The 15,728-nt window shown below is 73.2% G+C and carries 8 protein-coding genes; 7 read left to right on the forward strand and 1 reads right to left on the reverse strand.

Translation table 11 applies throughout. From position 1 onward, the window contains the following. Window positions 1-60 precede the first annotated feature (60 nt). From GTY84_RS09040 to GTY84_RS09060, 5 genes are all read left to right on the forward strand, one after another. Entirely contained in the window at window positions 61-1,323 is a 1,263-nt protein-coding gene (locus GTY84_RS09040; protein ID WP_161225623.1) for a hypothetical protein, read from the forward strand. A gap of 174 nt (window positions 1,324-1,497) precedes the next feature. Beyond that, on the forward strand, window positions 1,498-3,111 hold the full coding sequence (locus GTY84_RS09045; RefSeq protein WP_161225624.1) for a TIGR02677 family protein: 1,614 nt from the start codon (window positions 1,498-1,500) through the stop codon (window positions 3,109-3,111). Next, the gene (locus GTY84_RS09050) at window positions 3,108-4,397 is read left to right on the forward strand and encodes a TIGR02678 family protein (RefSeq protein WP_161225625.1); all 1,290 of its coding nucleotides are present in this window, start codon (window positions 3,108-3,110) and stop codon (window positions 4,395-4,397) included. The genes GTY84_RS09045 and GTY84_RS09050 overlap by 4 nt, the downstream gene beginning before the upstream one ends. Before the next feature lie 8 nt (window positions 4,398-4,405). Continuing rightward, window positions 4,406-8,638 (forward strand): TIGR02680 family protein, encoded by a 4,233-nt coding sequence (locus tag GTY84_RS09055; RefSeq protein WP_161225626.1) that lies wholly within the window; start codon window positions 4,406-4,408, stop codon window positions 8,636-8,638. Between the two features lie 176 nt (window positions 8,639-8,814). Beyond that, entirely contained in the window at window positions 8,815-9,987 is a 1,173-nt protein-coding gene (locus tag GTY84_RS09060) for a TIGR02679 family protein (RefSeq protein ID WP_345943377.1), read from the forward strand. A gap of 228 nt (window positions 9,988-10,215) precedes the next feature. Here the strand turns inward: GTY84_RS09060 and GTY84_RS09065 are convergent, their stop codons facing one another. Continuing rightward, the gene (locus GTY84_RS09065; protein ID WP_161225627.1) at window positions 10,216-11,745 is read right to left on the reverse strand and encodes a UDP-N-acetylglucosamine 1-carboxyvinyltransferase; all 1,530 of its coding nucleotides are present in this window, start codon (window positions 11,743-11,745) and stop codon (window positions 10,216-10,218) included. 705 nt (window positions 11,746-12,450) lie between these two features. Between GTY84_RS09065 and acnA the strand changes: the two genes are divergently transcribed. Beyond that, on the forward strand, window positions 12,451-15,165 hold the full coding sequence (gene acnA, locus GTY84_RS09070; protein ID WP_161225649.1) for an aconitate hydratase AcnA: 2,715 nt from the start codon (window positions 12,451-12,453) through the stop codon (window positions 15,163-15,165). Between the two features lie 405 nt (window positions 15,166-15,570). Further along, window positions 15,571-15,696, forward strand: coding sequence for a hypothetical protein (locus GTY84_RS33595; RefSeq protein ID WP_237532148.1), 126 nt, complete (start codon window positions 15,571-15,573; stop codon window positions 15,694-15,696). The last annotated feature ends 32 nt before the right edge of the window (window positions 15,697-15,728 follow it).

Here is a 15,728-nt window from a genome sequence, read left to right on the forward strand (position 1 = left end):
AGGACGCTGCTCGCCGAATGCGGCTGGACCGGTGTGCGGCTCGCGCGCGAGGTCAACGACATGGGACGCGAAGCGGGGCTGCACCTTCGCTATGAGCGGCCGTCGGTCGCCCAGTGGCTCGCGGGCACGCATCCCCGTACTCCGGTGCCGGCCCTGGTGGCCGAAGCCCTCAGCCGCCGGCTCGGACGTACGATCACGACGGCGGAGGCGGGGTTCACCGGCCGAAGGGCCGAAGGACGGCCGCCGGTCCGGCCCGAGGAGACGCTGACGCTCCTCGCGCGAGCCGGAGGCGCGTCCCACCTCGCCTACACGGTGACGGGACTCGCCGACGTTCCCCGCGCGGCCGGGACGGGATGCTACGAGGGCCCGCGCAGGCCGGACGGGCAGGCGGCCGGACTGTCCGAGGCACTGGTGGAGTGGTCGAGGGCCACCACCACGATGTTCGCGCGGTCCGGCGACCTCCTGGGCGCGGGGGCGATACGCACCCCCCTGGTCGGCCATCTGGCGAACGTCGTCCCCTCGGCTCTGGCAGCACCGGGCAAGCCGTCCCTGCGGCGGGAGATGCTCATCGTCGCCTCCGGCATGGCACGGCTGTCCGGGTCCGTCCACTGGGACGACGGACTCCACGGCACGGCCCAGGCCTACTACCGGGTCAGCGCGCGCCTCGCCGACGAATCCGGTGACCGGAACAGCCTCGCCAGGGTCCTGCGCACGCTCAGCATGCAGGCGGGACACCTGGGGCACCCGTCCGCCGCGCTCGATCTGGCACGGGCGGCGCTGGACCAGGGCCAGTACGGCGATGTCGCCCTGCGGGCCCTGCTGCACGGCCAACTCGCCAGTGCGGGTGCGGCGGTCGGCGACGACCGCGCGGCCCGCGCGAACATGGAGGAAGCCCGTGCCCTCGTCTCCTCGGGACACGACCGGAACCTGTCGCCCCGCAAGGTCGCGGTCGTCCGGGCACAGCTCGACTGCCACCGGGCGACACTGGCCCGGTACCAGGGCGACCGGGACCGGATGATCCAGGCCCTGCGGGAGGCCGTGCGCCGCTGCCCCTGCGAGGCGGCCCGGCGGCGGGTCCTCATGCTGGCGCGGCTGGCGGAGTCACAGGCGGGGAGCGGCCATGTGGAACGCGCCTGCCTGACGTGGACGCGGTTCCTGGAAGAGAGCACGATGATCCGCTCCCGCAGCGTCGAGCACGCCGTGACCGAGCTGCGGTCCCTGCTCCGCCCCCACCGTGAGCGGAAGCCCGTCAGGGAACTGCTGCGCAGAGTCGACCGGAGCCGGGGCCCCGCGGGACGGGACGTGTCCCGGCACCGGTACTGAAGCGTTCGCGGCGCCGGCTGCCGCCGCTCCGGCCCGGCGGGTCCCGCCGCCCTCCGGGGCCGGCACCTCCGGCCGGGAGATCCGGGCAGGACGGTCCGGACAGGACGGTCCGGGCGGAGCGAGTGTTCGCGACTCCCATGTGGGCCAGGGGTCCTGGTGGAAGAATGCGGCGGGATGACCGCCAGTGACTACTCTCCGTTCGCCCACCTCACCGCCCCCAACGCCCCCCTCTACCGCCAGGTCATGCGCGCCTTCCTCGCCGCCAAGGAGCGGTTCGCGGTGCATCTGCGACCGGAGGACGTGCACGCCGCCCTGGACGCCGGGAGCAGGCCCGCCGACCCGGACGCGGTGACGCAGGCGCTGGACCAGCTCGTGGAGTGGGGCAACCTGCGGGCCGACCCCGATCACGCGCGGGTGACGGCGGTGGAGGACTTCTACCGCAGGCGGTTCATCTACCAGCTCACCCGGGTCGGTGAGGCGGCCGAGGCCGCGCTGGGGACGTACGACGAGGTGCTGGGGCGGCGCGGCGAACTCCAGGCGGTCGCGCTGCACGACATCGTCACGCAGCTGCGGGCGCTCCTGGTGATCGCCGCGGAGGACGGGCCCGACCCGGCCAAGGCACACCTCGCTCTGTCCGTGCTGACCGCGCGGTTCACCGACCTCGCCGACAACGCCCGCGCCTTCATGGGCTCGCTCCAGCGCACCATCGACCTGCACGACATCGAGGTGGAGGCGTTCCTCGCCTACAAGGACCGGTTGATCCAGTACCTGGAGCGGTTCATCCAGGACCTCATCACCCTCGGCGGGCGGATCGCCCTGCTCATCGGGGAGCTGGAGGAGCAGGAGCGGGTCGGTCCGCTGCTGCGGATCGCCGCCGCCCGCGAGGCCGCCGACGCCGCTCCCGAGGACGCCGAGCGGGCGGAGGCGGTGGCGTACGAGCGGTGGGCCGCCCGGTGGTCCGGGCTCGCCGAGTGGTTCGTGTCGGGAGAGGGGCGGGAGTCGCAGGCCAGACTGCTGCGTGGGCGGGCACTCGGCTCCATACCGCAGCTTCTGACCGTCGTACGGCAGCTCAACGAGCGGCGGGCCGGACGCTCGGACCGCTCGGCCGACTTCCGCACCCTCGCGCGCTGGTTCGCCCAGGCCCCGGACGACGCGGCGCGGCACCGGCTGTGGCGCGTGGCGTTCGGGCTGCACTCCTCCCGGCACCTGACCGTCGACGCCGAGACCCTCGACGGACGGACGGCCGACCCCGAGCCGGCCTCCATCCCGTGGAGCGAGGCGCGACCACTGAGGATCAGCCCGCAGCTGCGCCGCACCGGCAGCTATGAGAGGCGCGGCAGGCCGCGCCGGGTGGCCGACCGCGGGGAGGCGAAGCGGCGGCTCGCCGAGATCGCCGCCCGGCAGACGGAGGAGACCAGACGGGCGCGGGACCGTCTCGTGACGGACGGACCCGTGCGGCTGTCCCGGCTCGGCGGACTCGACCCGCATGCCTTCCAGTTGTTCCTGCGGCTGCTCGGCGACGCGCTCGCCACCTGGCGGCCGGGCACCGTCACCACCGTCGCCACCAGCGGGGACGGTTCGATGGAGATCCGGCTGACCGCCCCCGGCGACGGATCGACAGCCGAGGTGCACACTCCCGACGGCGTGTTCAGCGGTCCCGACCACCTGATCGACATCGTCGACCTCACGGCGGGACGCGGCGGCCCCGCCGCCGCCCCGCCGACGGCATCCGTACCCCTCCCCGCCCCGCGAGGGGACACCACTGCCCGACTCCTGGAGGACCGATGAGCGGCCCCCTCGCCGAGGTCCTCGACGGCCAGCGGCAGGCAGACCTCCGGAAGGCCGCGCGCGCCCTCCTGAAGCAGCCGCTGCTCACGGCCGACGGGCCGTACGCGGACGAGTTCAAGCTGGTGCGTCGGCACACCGCCGAGCTGCGGGAGTGGTTCGAACGCAATGTCGGCTGGGCGCTGCGCACGGACGCCGACGCCGCACGGCTGCGCAAGACACCGGGCACCCTCACCGACGCCACACACCCGGCGCGCGAGGCCGCCCGCAGCGCCCTGCCCTTCACCCGCCGCCGCTACGTCCTGCTCTGCCTGGCCCTGGCCGCGCTGGAACGGGGCGAGTCGCAGGTGGCGCTCGGCCGCCTCGCCGAACAGGTCGTCCTTGCCGCCGCCGATCCCGCGCTCGTCGCGGCCGGGATCACGTTCACCCTGGAGCGGCGCGACGAGCGCCTCGACCTCGCGGCCGTCGTCCGTCTGCTGCTGCGGCTCGGCGTGCTGCGGAGGGTCGCCGGCGACGAGGACGCCTACGTCAGCGGATCGGGCGACGTGCTGTACGACGTGCGGCGGCGCGTGCTGGCCGGGATGCCCGCGTCCCTGCGGGGTCCCTCCCTGGTCGAGGCCGAGGGCTTCGAGGAGCGCCTGGCGGAGATGACCGCGCCGACCGTGCTCGACAGCGACGAGCTCAGGTTCCGCGCGCTCCGCTGGAAACTGACCCGCATCCTGCTGGACGACCCGGTGCTGTACTACGACGACCTGACCGACGACGAACTGGCCTACCTCACCCGGCAGCGCGGATTCATCACCGCCCGCATCAACGAGCTGACGGGACTCGTCCCCGAGACCCGGGCCGAGGGCATCGCCATGGTCGACCCGCTGGACGACCTCACGGACGCACGCATGCCGGAACAGGGCACCCACGGTCACATCACCCTGCTGCTGGCGCAGCACCTGGCCCGGGCGGACGGGCCCGTCGACCCGGCGGAACTGGCGGTCCGTGTCCGCGAACTGGCCGTGGAGCACGGCGGTTTCTGGTCCAAGTCGGCGAGGGAACCGGGAGCGGAGCCCGAACTGGTCGAGCAGGCGCTGGCCAGGCTGGTGGCGCTGGGGCTCGCCGAGCGCACCGGAGGGGGCGTCGTACCGAGGCCGGCCCTCGCGCGGTACGCGGTCGGTGAACCCGTGGTCACGGCACCCGGACGGACCCGCCGGTCCGCCACGACGGAGCAACCCGCGCACCCCGCGCACTCCGCGCAACCCGTGCACCCCGCGCAACCCGTGCAGGACGAAAGGTGAACCGCCCCGTGACCGCGCTCTCCGGACCCGATTCGCCCGGCCCCGCCCTGCCCGCTCCCGCGCCCGGCCGGTGGCGGCCCCTGCGCATCGGACTCGTCGATCTCTTCCACTACGACGTCGAGGAGTTCTGGTTCCGCGACGGCCGGCTGCTGCTGCGCGGCAACAACGGCACCGGCAAGTCGAAGGTGCTCGCCCTCACCCTCCCGTTCCTCCTGGACGGCGACCTCTCCGCGCGCCGCGTCGAACCCGACGGCGACCCCGGCAAGCGCATGGAGTGGAACCTCCTCCTGGGCGGCGCGCACCCGCACCCCGAACGGCTCGGATACACCTGGATCGAGTTCGGACGACTCGACGACGGTACGGGTGAGGCGCACTTTCGCACCCTGCTGTGCGGACTCAAGGCGGCCGCCGGACGCGGTATCGCCCGCCACTGGTTCGCGGTCACCGGCCAGCGGGTCGGCGCCGGCCTCGACCTGCTGGACGCTACCGGGACGGCCCTGTCCCGGGACCGGCTGGCCGAGGCGGTCGGCTCCCACGGCATGGTGTACGACACGGCGAAGGCCTACCGCAGGGCCGTCGACGAAGCGCTCTTCGGACTGGGGGAGCGGCGCTACGGCGCCCTCGTCGACCTCCTGATCCAGCTGCGTCAGCCCCAGCTGTCCAAGCGGCCCAGCGAGGCCGCCCTCTCCCGGGCGCTGACCGAGGCGCTCCCGCCGATGGACCAGGCGGTCGTCGCCGACGCGGCGGAGGCCTTCCGGTCGCTGGACGAGGAGAAGGAGGAACTGCGGGCGGCCCGCGAGGCCGAACAGGCGTCCACGGCGTTCCTCGACCACTACCGCCGCTACGCCCGCCTCGCCTCCCGGCGCCGCGCCCGCCTGCCCCGCCGCGAACACGCCCGTTACGAGAACCTGCAACGGGAGCTCGCCAGGACACAGGCGGACCGGGACCGGGCCTCGACGGAACGCGACGAGGCCGCGGCGAGGGGCGTCGTCCTCGACGAGCGGGCCGCACGGCTGGCCGCCCAGGAGGCCACGCTGCGCTCCCGGCCCGAGATGCGCGACGCCCGTGCGCTCGACCGGGCGGCGGACGACGCCTCCCGCACGGCGGGAGACCTGAAGCGGGCCGAGGCGGACCGGCGTACGGCGGCCGAGGCACACACCCGGGCCCTGGGCCGGCTCGCCACCGCGGACAACCGGCTCACGGCAGCCGGCGAGGCGTTGGACGGGATCCGGGACCGGACGGCCGAGAGCGCGCTGGCCGCCGGTCTCGAACCCCCCAGGACGGAGGGAGCCCTCGACGCGGTTCTGCGCCGGGAGGCGGACGCGGCGACCGCGAGGAGGCAGCGCGCCGTCGAGCACGTGGCGGAGCTCGTCACACGGGCCGGGCAGGCCGAGGAGCGGCACCGTGCGGCTCGGCTGCGCGTCGACGAGGCCGATGCGGAGGTCGTGCACGGGGAGGAGCGACTGGCCGAGGCGGAGGAGGAGGTCGACGGGGAGCGGCGGGCGCTGGTCGCGGCCGTGCGGGAGCGACTCTCCGGGTGTGCGGAGCTGCGGGTGCCCGGGCTGCCCGGGGTCCTGGACGCCGTGCAGGACTGGTCGAGCTCTCTGGACGGCCCGATGCCGGCCCGTACGGCGGCGAGCGAGGCGCATCGCGCCGCCGCCTCCCGCCTGGCCGACCGGGCGGCCGGACTGGCCCACCGCGAGGCGGCGACGGCGGAGCGGCAGCGACTGGCGGGGGAGGAACTGACCGCCCTCGAATCAGGCGGGGAGCGCGGTCCCGCGGCTCCCCCCACGCGCACACCCGGCGTACGGGACCGGGGCCCCGGCGCGCCGCTGTGGAGGCTTGTCGACTTCCACCCGCACGTCGCCGCGGCCGACCGCGCGGGACTGGAAGCCGCGCTGCAGGCTTCGGGGCTCCTCGACGCCTGGGTGCGGCCGGACGGCTCCGCGGTCGCGGCGGACGGACACGACGTGCTGCTCGACCCGGTCGGGCTGCCCGGCGGGCCCGGACTCGACCGCGCGCTGTGCCCGGCCGTCGACCCCGCGGACGCGGCGGCCGCCACCGTGGGGAAGGAGGCGGTCGCACGCCTGCTCGCCTCGATCGGGCTGGTCGCGGGCGACGGCGACGGGTCCGGCGAGGCCTCCTCGGCGGCCGGCGGCCACGACACCTGGGTCTGCCGGGACGGGCGCTTCCGCGTCGGGGCGCTCACCGGGAGCTGGGCCAAGGAGAGTGCCCAGTACGTGGGGGAGGGCGCGCGGGAGCAGGCGCGCCGTGTCCGCGTCGGGGAACTGCGCGCCGAGATCGACGGCCTGACGGCGGAGCGGGAACGGCTGGCCGAGGAGTCCCGCGCCGTGGCCGGGCGCCGCTCCACGCTGGACGCCGAACTCGCCGCACTGCCAGGCGACGACGACCTGCGGCGCGCCCACGCACGCGTCGCCGCCGCGGCCGAAGCGGTCCGCCGGGCCCGGGCCCGGCGGGACGAACGTGCCGCGGAACTGGCTCCGGCGGCGGAGTGGGCCGATCGTGCGGCGGCCGAACTCACCGACACCGCGGCGGCCCTCGACCTCCCCGCGGACCACACGGCACTGGGCGCCGTGCGCCGTGCGCTCACCGACCACACCGCCCTCCTGGCGGCCCTGTGGCCGGCGCTGCGCGAGCACGCGGAGGCCGAGCACGCGGTGGCCGGTGAGCGGGAGGAGACCGGGAGGGCCGAACTCCACGTGTCCGAACTCGCGGAGCGCGCCACGGAGGCGGGCCGGTCGGCCGCGGCGGCGGACGAACACCTCACGACACTCCGCTCCACCGTCGGCGCGGCCGTCGCCGAGTTGCAGAGGAAACTGGAGGAGACCGCCGAGGCGGCCCGTGCCTGCGAGAGCGAGCAACGGCGGGCGCGGGCGGAGTACGGTGACGCCGACCGGCGGGCCAGCCACGCCGGGGGACGCATCGAGCGGCTCACCGAGGACGTCACCGAGGCGACCGCCGCGCGGGAGGAAGCGGTCGCGGCGCTCCAGCGGTTCGCCGCGACGGGACTGCTCGCCGTCGCACTGCCCGACATCGATGTACCGGACGACGGCGGAGGGACATGGGCGGCGACCCCCGCCGTCGCCCTCGCGCGGGCGATGGAGTCCCGGCTCTCCGCGGTCGACGACACCGACGCGGCCTGGGAGCGCGTGCAGAAGCGGCTGAGCGAGGAGTTCGGCAGGCTTCAGGACGGGCTGTCGCGGCACGGCCACACCGCCACCGCCCGTCCGAGCGAGGACGGTATGCGGGTCGACATCGTCTACCAGGGCCGGGAACGTGCCGTGCCCGAACTCGCGGAGGCGCTGGCCGTGGAGGTCGCGGAACTGACCCGCATCCTGTCCGTCCGCGAGCGCGAGATCCTCCAGACCCATCTGATCACCGAGGTCGCCGGGACGCTCCAGGAACTGATCGGGGCGGCCGAACGGCAGGTGGCCGCCATGAACGGGGAACTGGAGGAGCGCCCGACCTCCACGGGCATGAAGCTGCGGCTGGTGTGGAGGGCCTCCCGCCGGGCTCCGCAGGGACTGGCTCAGGCCCGCGAACGGCTGCGTCAGTCGGCCGACGCGTGGTCGCCCGAGGACCGGGCCGCGGTCGGCGCGTTCCTCCAGGAGCAGATCGCCCACCGGCAGGCCGACAACAGCGCCGGCAGCTGGCTGGAGGACCTCACCGCGGCCCTCGACTACCGGTCCTGGCACGAGTTCGGCGTCGAACGCCACCAGCACGGCAAGTGGGTGCCGGCCACCGGCCCCGCCTCGGGAGGGGAGCGGGTGCTGGCCGCCTCCGTGCCCCTGTTCGCCGCCGCGTCCTCGCACTACGCGAGCGCGGGCGGCGCGCACGCCCCGCGCCTGGTCACCCTGGACGAAGCGTTCGCCGGCGTCGACGACGACTCACGCGCCAAGTGCCTCGGTCTGCTGCGCGCCTTCGACCTCGACGTCGTCATGACCAGCGAGCGCGAATGGGCCTGCTACCCCCAGGTGCCGGGCATCGCCATCGCCCAGCTCTCCCGCGTCGACGACATCGACGCCGTACTGGTGACCCGGTGGGAATGGGACGGCAGCGAACGTCGGCGCGGCACGGAGCCCGCCGACCGGGCGCACGCGTTCGCCGCCGCTGCCGGTGACTCCGGCCAGTCGCCCGACGGACCTGTGAGCCCATCCCGTGGGCCCGGGCGGACCGCCGTGGTCGACAGTGCCGACGGACAGGAGGCCCTGTGGACGTGAACCGTGCGACGGCCCCGCCCGGCCACGGCGGAGGCGGGGCGGCGCCCGGACGCACGACTGGGCCGGACGCCACCGCGGACGCGGTGCCGAAAAGGCTCGCACCGGCGGCAGCCGGTCCCGGCGTCGACACCGAGCGCCTCGGGCGCCTGCTCGGCGATCCCGGCCTCGGCTGGTTCGTGGACCGCGTGCGGCAACGGATGGCACGCGGCCGGCCGCTCACGGGCTCCGTCACCCTGTCCGACCCTGAGGAATCCCAACGCCGGGCCGCCGAACGTCTCCTGGGACGGGCACCACGAGCCCGCGGCGCCCTCGGCATTCGCCTCGAGACCGTGGACGAGATCCTCCGTCGCTCCGGTGTCAGCCCGGGCGGACTGACGGTGGCCGTCGTCGCCCTCGCCGGGCCGGTCGTACTGCACACCGAGACACGGGAGAGGGAGGAACGGGCCTGGGAGGAGGCGTACGCCCCACTCGGCACCCTCGACGCGGAGCTGGCCCCCTGGGCCGAACGGATCCGCGGCGACGGTCTCGTACGACGCCTCGCCCGCACACCGGAGGCGGCGGCCCCCTTGGTGGAGGCCGCCGTGCGCGCGTTGCGCGCGCTGCCCGCGTCACCGCCGACGTCGCGGGCGACGTTCGCGGCACGGAACCTCCCGGGCGCGCATGCCCTGGACGAGGGGACGCCGCTCGCCACTCTCGTCCTGTCCGGCATCCGGTGCCTCACCGGCTTCCCCGACGGCTCCGGGGCGCAGTGGCGGCGGGAGGCGTGGGCCTCGGCAGGCCTGCTCAAGGACGACCTGTCATCGACCGTCCTCACCCTCAACCTGCGCGGTACCCCGGCCCTGGACTGGCTGGCCGACGCCGGGGAGCCGGCGGTGCTGACCCTCCGCTCCCTCACCGGCCGCGCACCGGTTGCCTCCGTTCCCCTGACGGGAACCGTTCACGTCTGCGAGAACCCCGCGGTGCTGTCCGCTGCCGCCGACACCCTGGGCCGGGCGTGCCCTCCCCTGGTGTGCCTTCAGGGGCAGCCGTCGGCCGCCGCGCTCGCGTTGCTGCGCGACCAGTCGTCGCGGGGAGCCCGCCTTCTCTACCACGGCGACTTCGACTGGGGCGGGGTGCGCATCGCCACAACACTGGCGCGAAGCGTCCCTTGGCGTCCGTGGCGCTACACGGCGGCGGACTACCGAGCGGCGGTGACCGCAGTGGCCGGGGCCCCGGCGCTGACGGGCCCGCCCGCCGCGACCCCCTGGGACCCGGCCCTGGCCGTCGCACTCGCCGAGTGCGGTGTCCGGGTCGAGGAGGAGACGGTGCTGAACGACCTGCTCACGGACCTAGGCACGGAGCCCCGCTGAGGCGTGCCCCGTGGCCACGGCGGGCGCGCAGCTCTACGAGTACCGGCGCACTCCCTCGACCTGCGCCTCGTTCCGACGAGGCGTCGTGTGGAGTGCGTGCGGCTCCAGGGCCTTCACGCCCGACCGGAAGCCCCGGAGCGGCCCGAGAGGCGCCTGCCCGCCCCCTCCCGCCTCGCGTTCACGCGACTCGGGAGGGAGCGGGTGCGGTGGTGGTTTCCCGGGGAGCCCTCAGATGTCCCGGAACGTCTCGATCTGCGCCCCGATCGAGTTCAGCCGCTCCGCCAGGTCCTCGTAGCCGCGGTTGATGACGTACACGTTGCGGAGCACCGACGTGCCCTCGGCGGCCATCATCGCCAGGAGGACGACCACGGCGGGACGCAGTGCCGGGGGGCACATCATCTCGGCCGCGCGCCAGCGGGTGGGGCCCTCGACCAGGACGCGGTGCGGGTCCAGCAACTGGAGGCGCCCGCCGAGGCGGTTGAGGTCGGTCAGATAGATCGCGCGGTTGTCGTAGACCCAGTCGTGGATGAGGGTCTGGCCCTGCGCGGAGGCGGCGATGGCCGCGAAGAACGGCACGTTGTCGATGTTCAGGCCGGGGAACGGCATCGGGTGGATCTTGTCGATGGGCGCCTCCAGCTTGGAGGGCCGGACGGTGAGGTCCACCAGCCGCGTGCGGCCGTTGTCCGCGACGTACTCCGGGGTGCGGTCGTGGTCGAGGCCCATCTCCTCCAGGACCGCCAGCTCGATCTCCAGGAACTCGATCGGCACCCGGCGCACCGTCAGCTCCGACTCCGTCACCACCGCCGCGGCCAGCAGGCTCATCGCCTCGACCGGGTCCTCGGAGGGGGAGTAGTCCACGTCGACGTCGATGACCGGAACGCCGTGCACCGTCAGCGTCGTGGTGCCGATGCCCTCGACCTCGACGCCCAGGGCCTCCAGGAAGAAGCAGAGGTCCTGGACCATGTAGTTGGAGGACGCGTTGCGGATGACGGTGACGCCCTCGTGCCGGGCCGCCGCCAGCAGCGCGTTCTCGGTGACCGTGTCCCCGCGTTCGGTGAGGACGATCGGGCGGTCCGGGCGCGCCGAGCGGTCGACGGCCGCGTGGTACTGGCCCTCGGTCGCCGCCACTTCCAGACCGAACCGGCGCAGCGCGATCATGTGCGGCTCGATGGTCCGGGTGCCCAGGTCGCAACCGCCCGCGTACGGGAGCATGAAGCGGTCCATCCGGTGCAGCAGCGGGCCCAGGAACATGATGATGGAGCGGGTGCGCACCGCCGCCTCGGCGTCGATGGCCTCCATGTCCAGCTCGGCCGGCGGCACGAGTTCCAGGTCGACGCCGTCGTTGATCCAGCGGGTGCGGACGCCGATGGAGTTGAGGACCTCCAGCAGGCGGTAGACCTCCTCGATGCGGGCGACCCGCCGCAGCACCGTCCGCCCCTTGTTGAGCAGGGAGGCGCAGAGCAGGGCGACGCACGCGTTCTTGCTGGTCTTGACGTCGATCGCCCCGGAGAGGCGGCGGCCGCCGACCACCCGCAGATGCATCGGTCCGGCATAGCCCAGGGAGACGATCTCGCTGTCCAGCGCCTCACCGATCCGCGCGATCATCTCAAGGCTGATGTTCTGGTTGCCGCGTTCGATGCGGTTGACCGCGCTCTGGCTGGTACCGAGCGCCTCCGCGAGCTGGGACTGCGTCCAGCCGCGGTGCTGCCGCGCATCACGGATGAGCTTGCCGATGCGTACGAGGTAGTCGTCTGCCATGAGGTTGAGGCTATCTCAGATATGAGATGGCGCCCGCCAGGGGGGTCCGTTCGGGTGATGCGCCGCCAGAACGGCGCCGGTGCCGGGTCCGTGTCGGGCCCGCGCGGTGCGCACGGCCCGCCCACGCCCCGCCCGTGCCGTGCCCGCGTGGCTCCTTCCGGTGGCCCGGCCGCCCGGGGCCGGGCCTTCTGCTTCCCGGTACGGCGCAGCGTCCGGCCCCGGTTGCCCGGCACGGCATGGTTTGTCACCCCGGGGGCGGTTCCGGCCGCGAGGTGACGAGTACCCCCCTCCATCGAAATGACGACTGTTTCCGCGCGATGGCGATCGCCTCCGCCGCGATGAAGGTTGACCCCGTCCATCCCGGTGAGGGATCCGCCGTTCCGGGGACCCGGGCTCCGGGCGATCCTGGACGGGCGGGGTTCCCGCGCCCCGCGCGCCCTCCGTCGCCCCGCCCGGGCGCGGCCCGGCGGCCGCTCGCTCCTCCCGGATGCGGGCGCCCTGGGGCGCGCGGTATCCACGAAGTGGTCCGGACATGACCTGTCGGCCCGCATGTATTACAGTTATCTCGACATCGAGATATCTGCCAGGCGCACCGCGGTCGCCACCCAGTGAGGGTTACCTAACTAAGCCTTACCTTAGCGGATCGGTCGGGCCGGTGTGGCGGCAGGATGCGGTGGTACGCGCACATCAATGAAGGAGACTGTCGTGTCGGCGAACAGCTTCGACGCCCGCAGCACGCTGCAGGTGGGCGACGAGTCGTACGAGATCTTCCGGCTGGACAAGGTCGAGGGCTCCGCGCGCCTTCCCTACAGCCTGAAGGTGCTGCTGGAGAACCTGCTCCGCACCGAGGACGGCGCGAACATCACCGCCGACCACATCCGTGCCCTCGGCGGCTGGGACTCGCAGGCCCAGCCGTCGCAGGAGATCCAGTTCACGCCGGCCCGCGTGATCATGCAGGACTTCACCGGCGTGCCCTGCGTCGTGGACCTCGCCACCATGCGCGAGGCCGTGAAGGACCTCGGCGGCGACGCCGCGAAGATCAACCCGCTGGCCCCGGCCGAGCTGGTCATCGACCACTCCGTCATCGCCGACAAGTTCGGCACCAACGACGCCTTCAAGCAGAACGTCGACCTGGAGTACGGCCGCAACCGCGAGCGCTACCAGTTCCTGCGCTGGGGCCAGACCGCGTTCGACGAGTTCAAGGTCGTCCCGCCGGGCACCGGCATCGTCCACCAGGTGAACATCGAGCACCTGGCCCGCGTCGTCATGGTCCGTGACGGCAAGGCCTACCCCGACACCCTGGTCGGCACCGACTCGCACACCACCATGGTCAACGGCCTGGGCGTGCTCGGCTGGGGCGTCGGCGGCATCGAGGCCGAGGCCGCGATGCTCGGCCAGCCGGTCTCCATGCTGATCCCGCGCGTCGTCGGCTTCAAGCTCACCGGTGAGCTGACCCCCGGCACCACCGCCACCGACCTCGTGCTCACCATCACCGAGATGCTGCGCAAGCACGGTGTCGTCGGCAAGTTCGTCGAGTTCTACGGCGAGGGCGTGGCCGCGACCAGCCTGGCCAACCGCGCCACCATCGGCAACATGTCGCCCGAGTTCGGCTCCACCGCCGCGATCTTCCCGATCGACGACGAGACGCTGAACTACCTGCGCCTGACCGGCCGCAGCGACCAGCAGGTCGCCCTCGTCGAGGCGTACGCCAAGGAGCAGGGCCTCTGGCTGGACCCGAAGGCCGAGCCGGACTTCTCCGAGAAGCTGGAGCTCGACCTCTCCACGGTCGTGCCCTCCATCGCCGGCCCGAAGCGCCCGCAGGACCGCATCGTCCTCGCCAACGCCGCGCAGCAGTTCGCGTCGGACGTCCTCAACTACGTGGACGTGGTGGACGAGGCGGGCAAGGAGTCCTTCCCGGCCTCCGACTCCCCGGCCGTCTCCAATGGCGCCCCGAGCAACCCGGTCCCCGTCACCGCCCCCGACGGCACCACCTACGAACTGGACCACGGTGCGGTGACGGTCGCGGCCATCACCTCCTGCACCAACACCTCCAACCCGTACGTCATGGTCGCCGCCGCCCTGGTGGCCAAGAAGGCGGTCGAGAAGGGCCTGACCCGCAAGCCGTGGGTCAAGACCACCCTCGCCCCGGGCTCCAAGGTCGTCACCGACTACTTCGAGAAGTCGGGCCTCACCCCGTACCTCGACAAGGTCGGCTTCAACCTGGTCGGTTACGGCTGCACCACCTGCATCGGCAACTCCGGCCCGCTGCCGGACGAGGTCTCCAAGGCCGTCAACGACCACGACCTGGCCGTGACGTCGGTCCTCTCCGGCAACCGGAACTTCGAGGGCCGCATCAACCCCGACGTCAAGATGAACTACCTGGCGTCCCCGCCGCTGGTCGTCGCCTACGCGCTGGCCGGCTCCATGAAGGTGGACATCACCAGGGACGCCCTGGGTGCCGACCAGGACGGCAACCCGGTCTACCTGAAGGACATCTGGCCCTCCGAGGCCGAGGTCAACGACGTCGTCGCCAACGCCATCGGCGAGGACATGTTCACCAAGTCCTACAGCGACGTCTTCGCGGGCGACGCCCAGTGGCAGGCGCTGCCCATCCCCACCGGCGACACCTTCGACTGGGACGCCGAGTCCACCTACGTGCGCAAGCCCCCGTACTTCGAGGGCATGGGCATGGAGCCGGCCCCGGTCGAGGACATCACCGGCGCCCGGGTGCTCGCCAAGCTGGGCGACTCGGTCACCACCGACCACATCTCCCCGGCGGGTGCCATCAAGGCCGACACCCCGGCCGGCCAGTACCTCACGGAGCACGGCATCGAGCGCCGCGACTTCAACAGCTACGGCTCGCGCCGCGGCAACCACGAGGTCATGATCCGCGGCACGTTCGCCAACATCCGCCTGCGCAACCAGATCGCGCCGGGCACCGAGGGCGGCTACACCCGCGACTTCACCCGCGACGGCGGCCCGGTGTCGTTCATCTACGACGCCTCCCGCAACTACATCGCGCAGGGCACCCCGCTGGTCGTCCTGGCCGGCAAGGAGTACGGCTCCGGTTCGTCCCGCGACTGGGCGGCCAAGGGCACCGCGCTGCTCGGCGTCAAGGCCGTCGTCGCCGAGTCCTACGAGCGCATCCACCGCTCCAACCTCATCGGCATGGGCGTCCTCCCGCTCCAGTTCCCCGAGGGCCAGACCGCGGAGAGCCTCGGCCTGACCGGCGAGGAGTCCTTCTCCGTCAGCGGCGTCACCGAGCTGAACGACGGCACGACCCCGCGCACGGTCAAGGTCACCACCGACAGCGGCGTCGAGTTCGACGCGGTCGTCCGCATCGACACCCCCGGTGAGGCCGACTACTACCGCAACGGCGGCATCCTGCACTACGTGCTGCGCGAACTTGTCGGCAGTTGACCTGATGTGAACGGGCGCCCCGCCTCTGTATCTCGCGCAGAGGGCGGGGCGCTCGCGTGCGACGGGGCGGAAGATGCGCAGGCGACCATGAACGCATGCGATCCGTTACCGGGGCGAAGCTGAGCATCCCACGACCACAGAAGAACCCGCACCTGGTACCAGGTGCGGGTTCTTCTGTGGTCGGGTCGCCGGATCACGTTGCCGTGCCCCGGCCCCCTCGGAACCGGACGCATCAGCCGCCCTGGCATTCAGAGCAAGCAACCGCCGCTTCGGATGCCCCGGATCCGGACGCCTGCCCCTCACCGCATCGGCAGCGCCAAGGACCACATCGGCTACCATCTGGTCGTCCACCTCGCCCTGCACACCTAACTGCGGCGCAACAACCGGCCCGTCCCGGGCTTCCTCATGCTTGACCAGCCCACCCAGGCGTTCTTCCCGGAAAAACCCCGCGACGCCTCCACCATCGAAGACGCCGACTGGGCCACCGTCACCGCGTACGTCCCGACGCCGAAGGCAATCGCACCGCGCTGATGCCGTTGGACTGGCTCGACTGACGCTGCCAC

Source organism: Streptomyces sp. SID8352 (genome assembly GCF_009862265.1).
GTDB lineage: Bacteria > Actinomycetota > Actinomycetes > Streptomycetales > Streptomycetaceae > Streptomyces.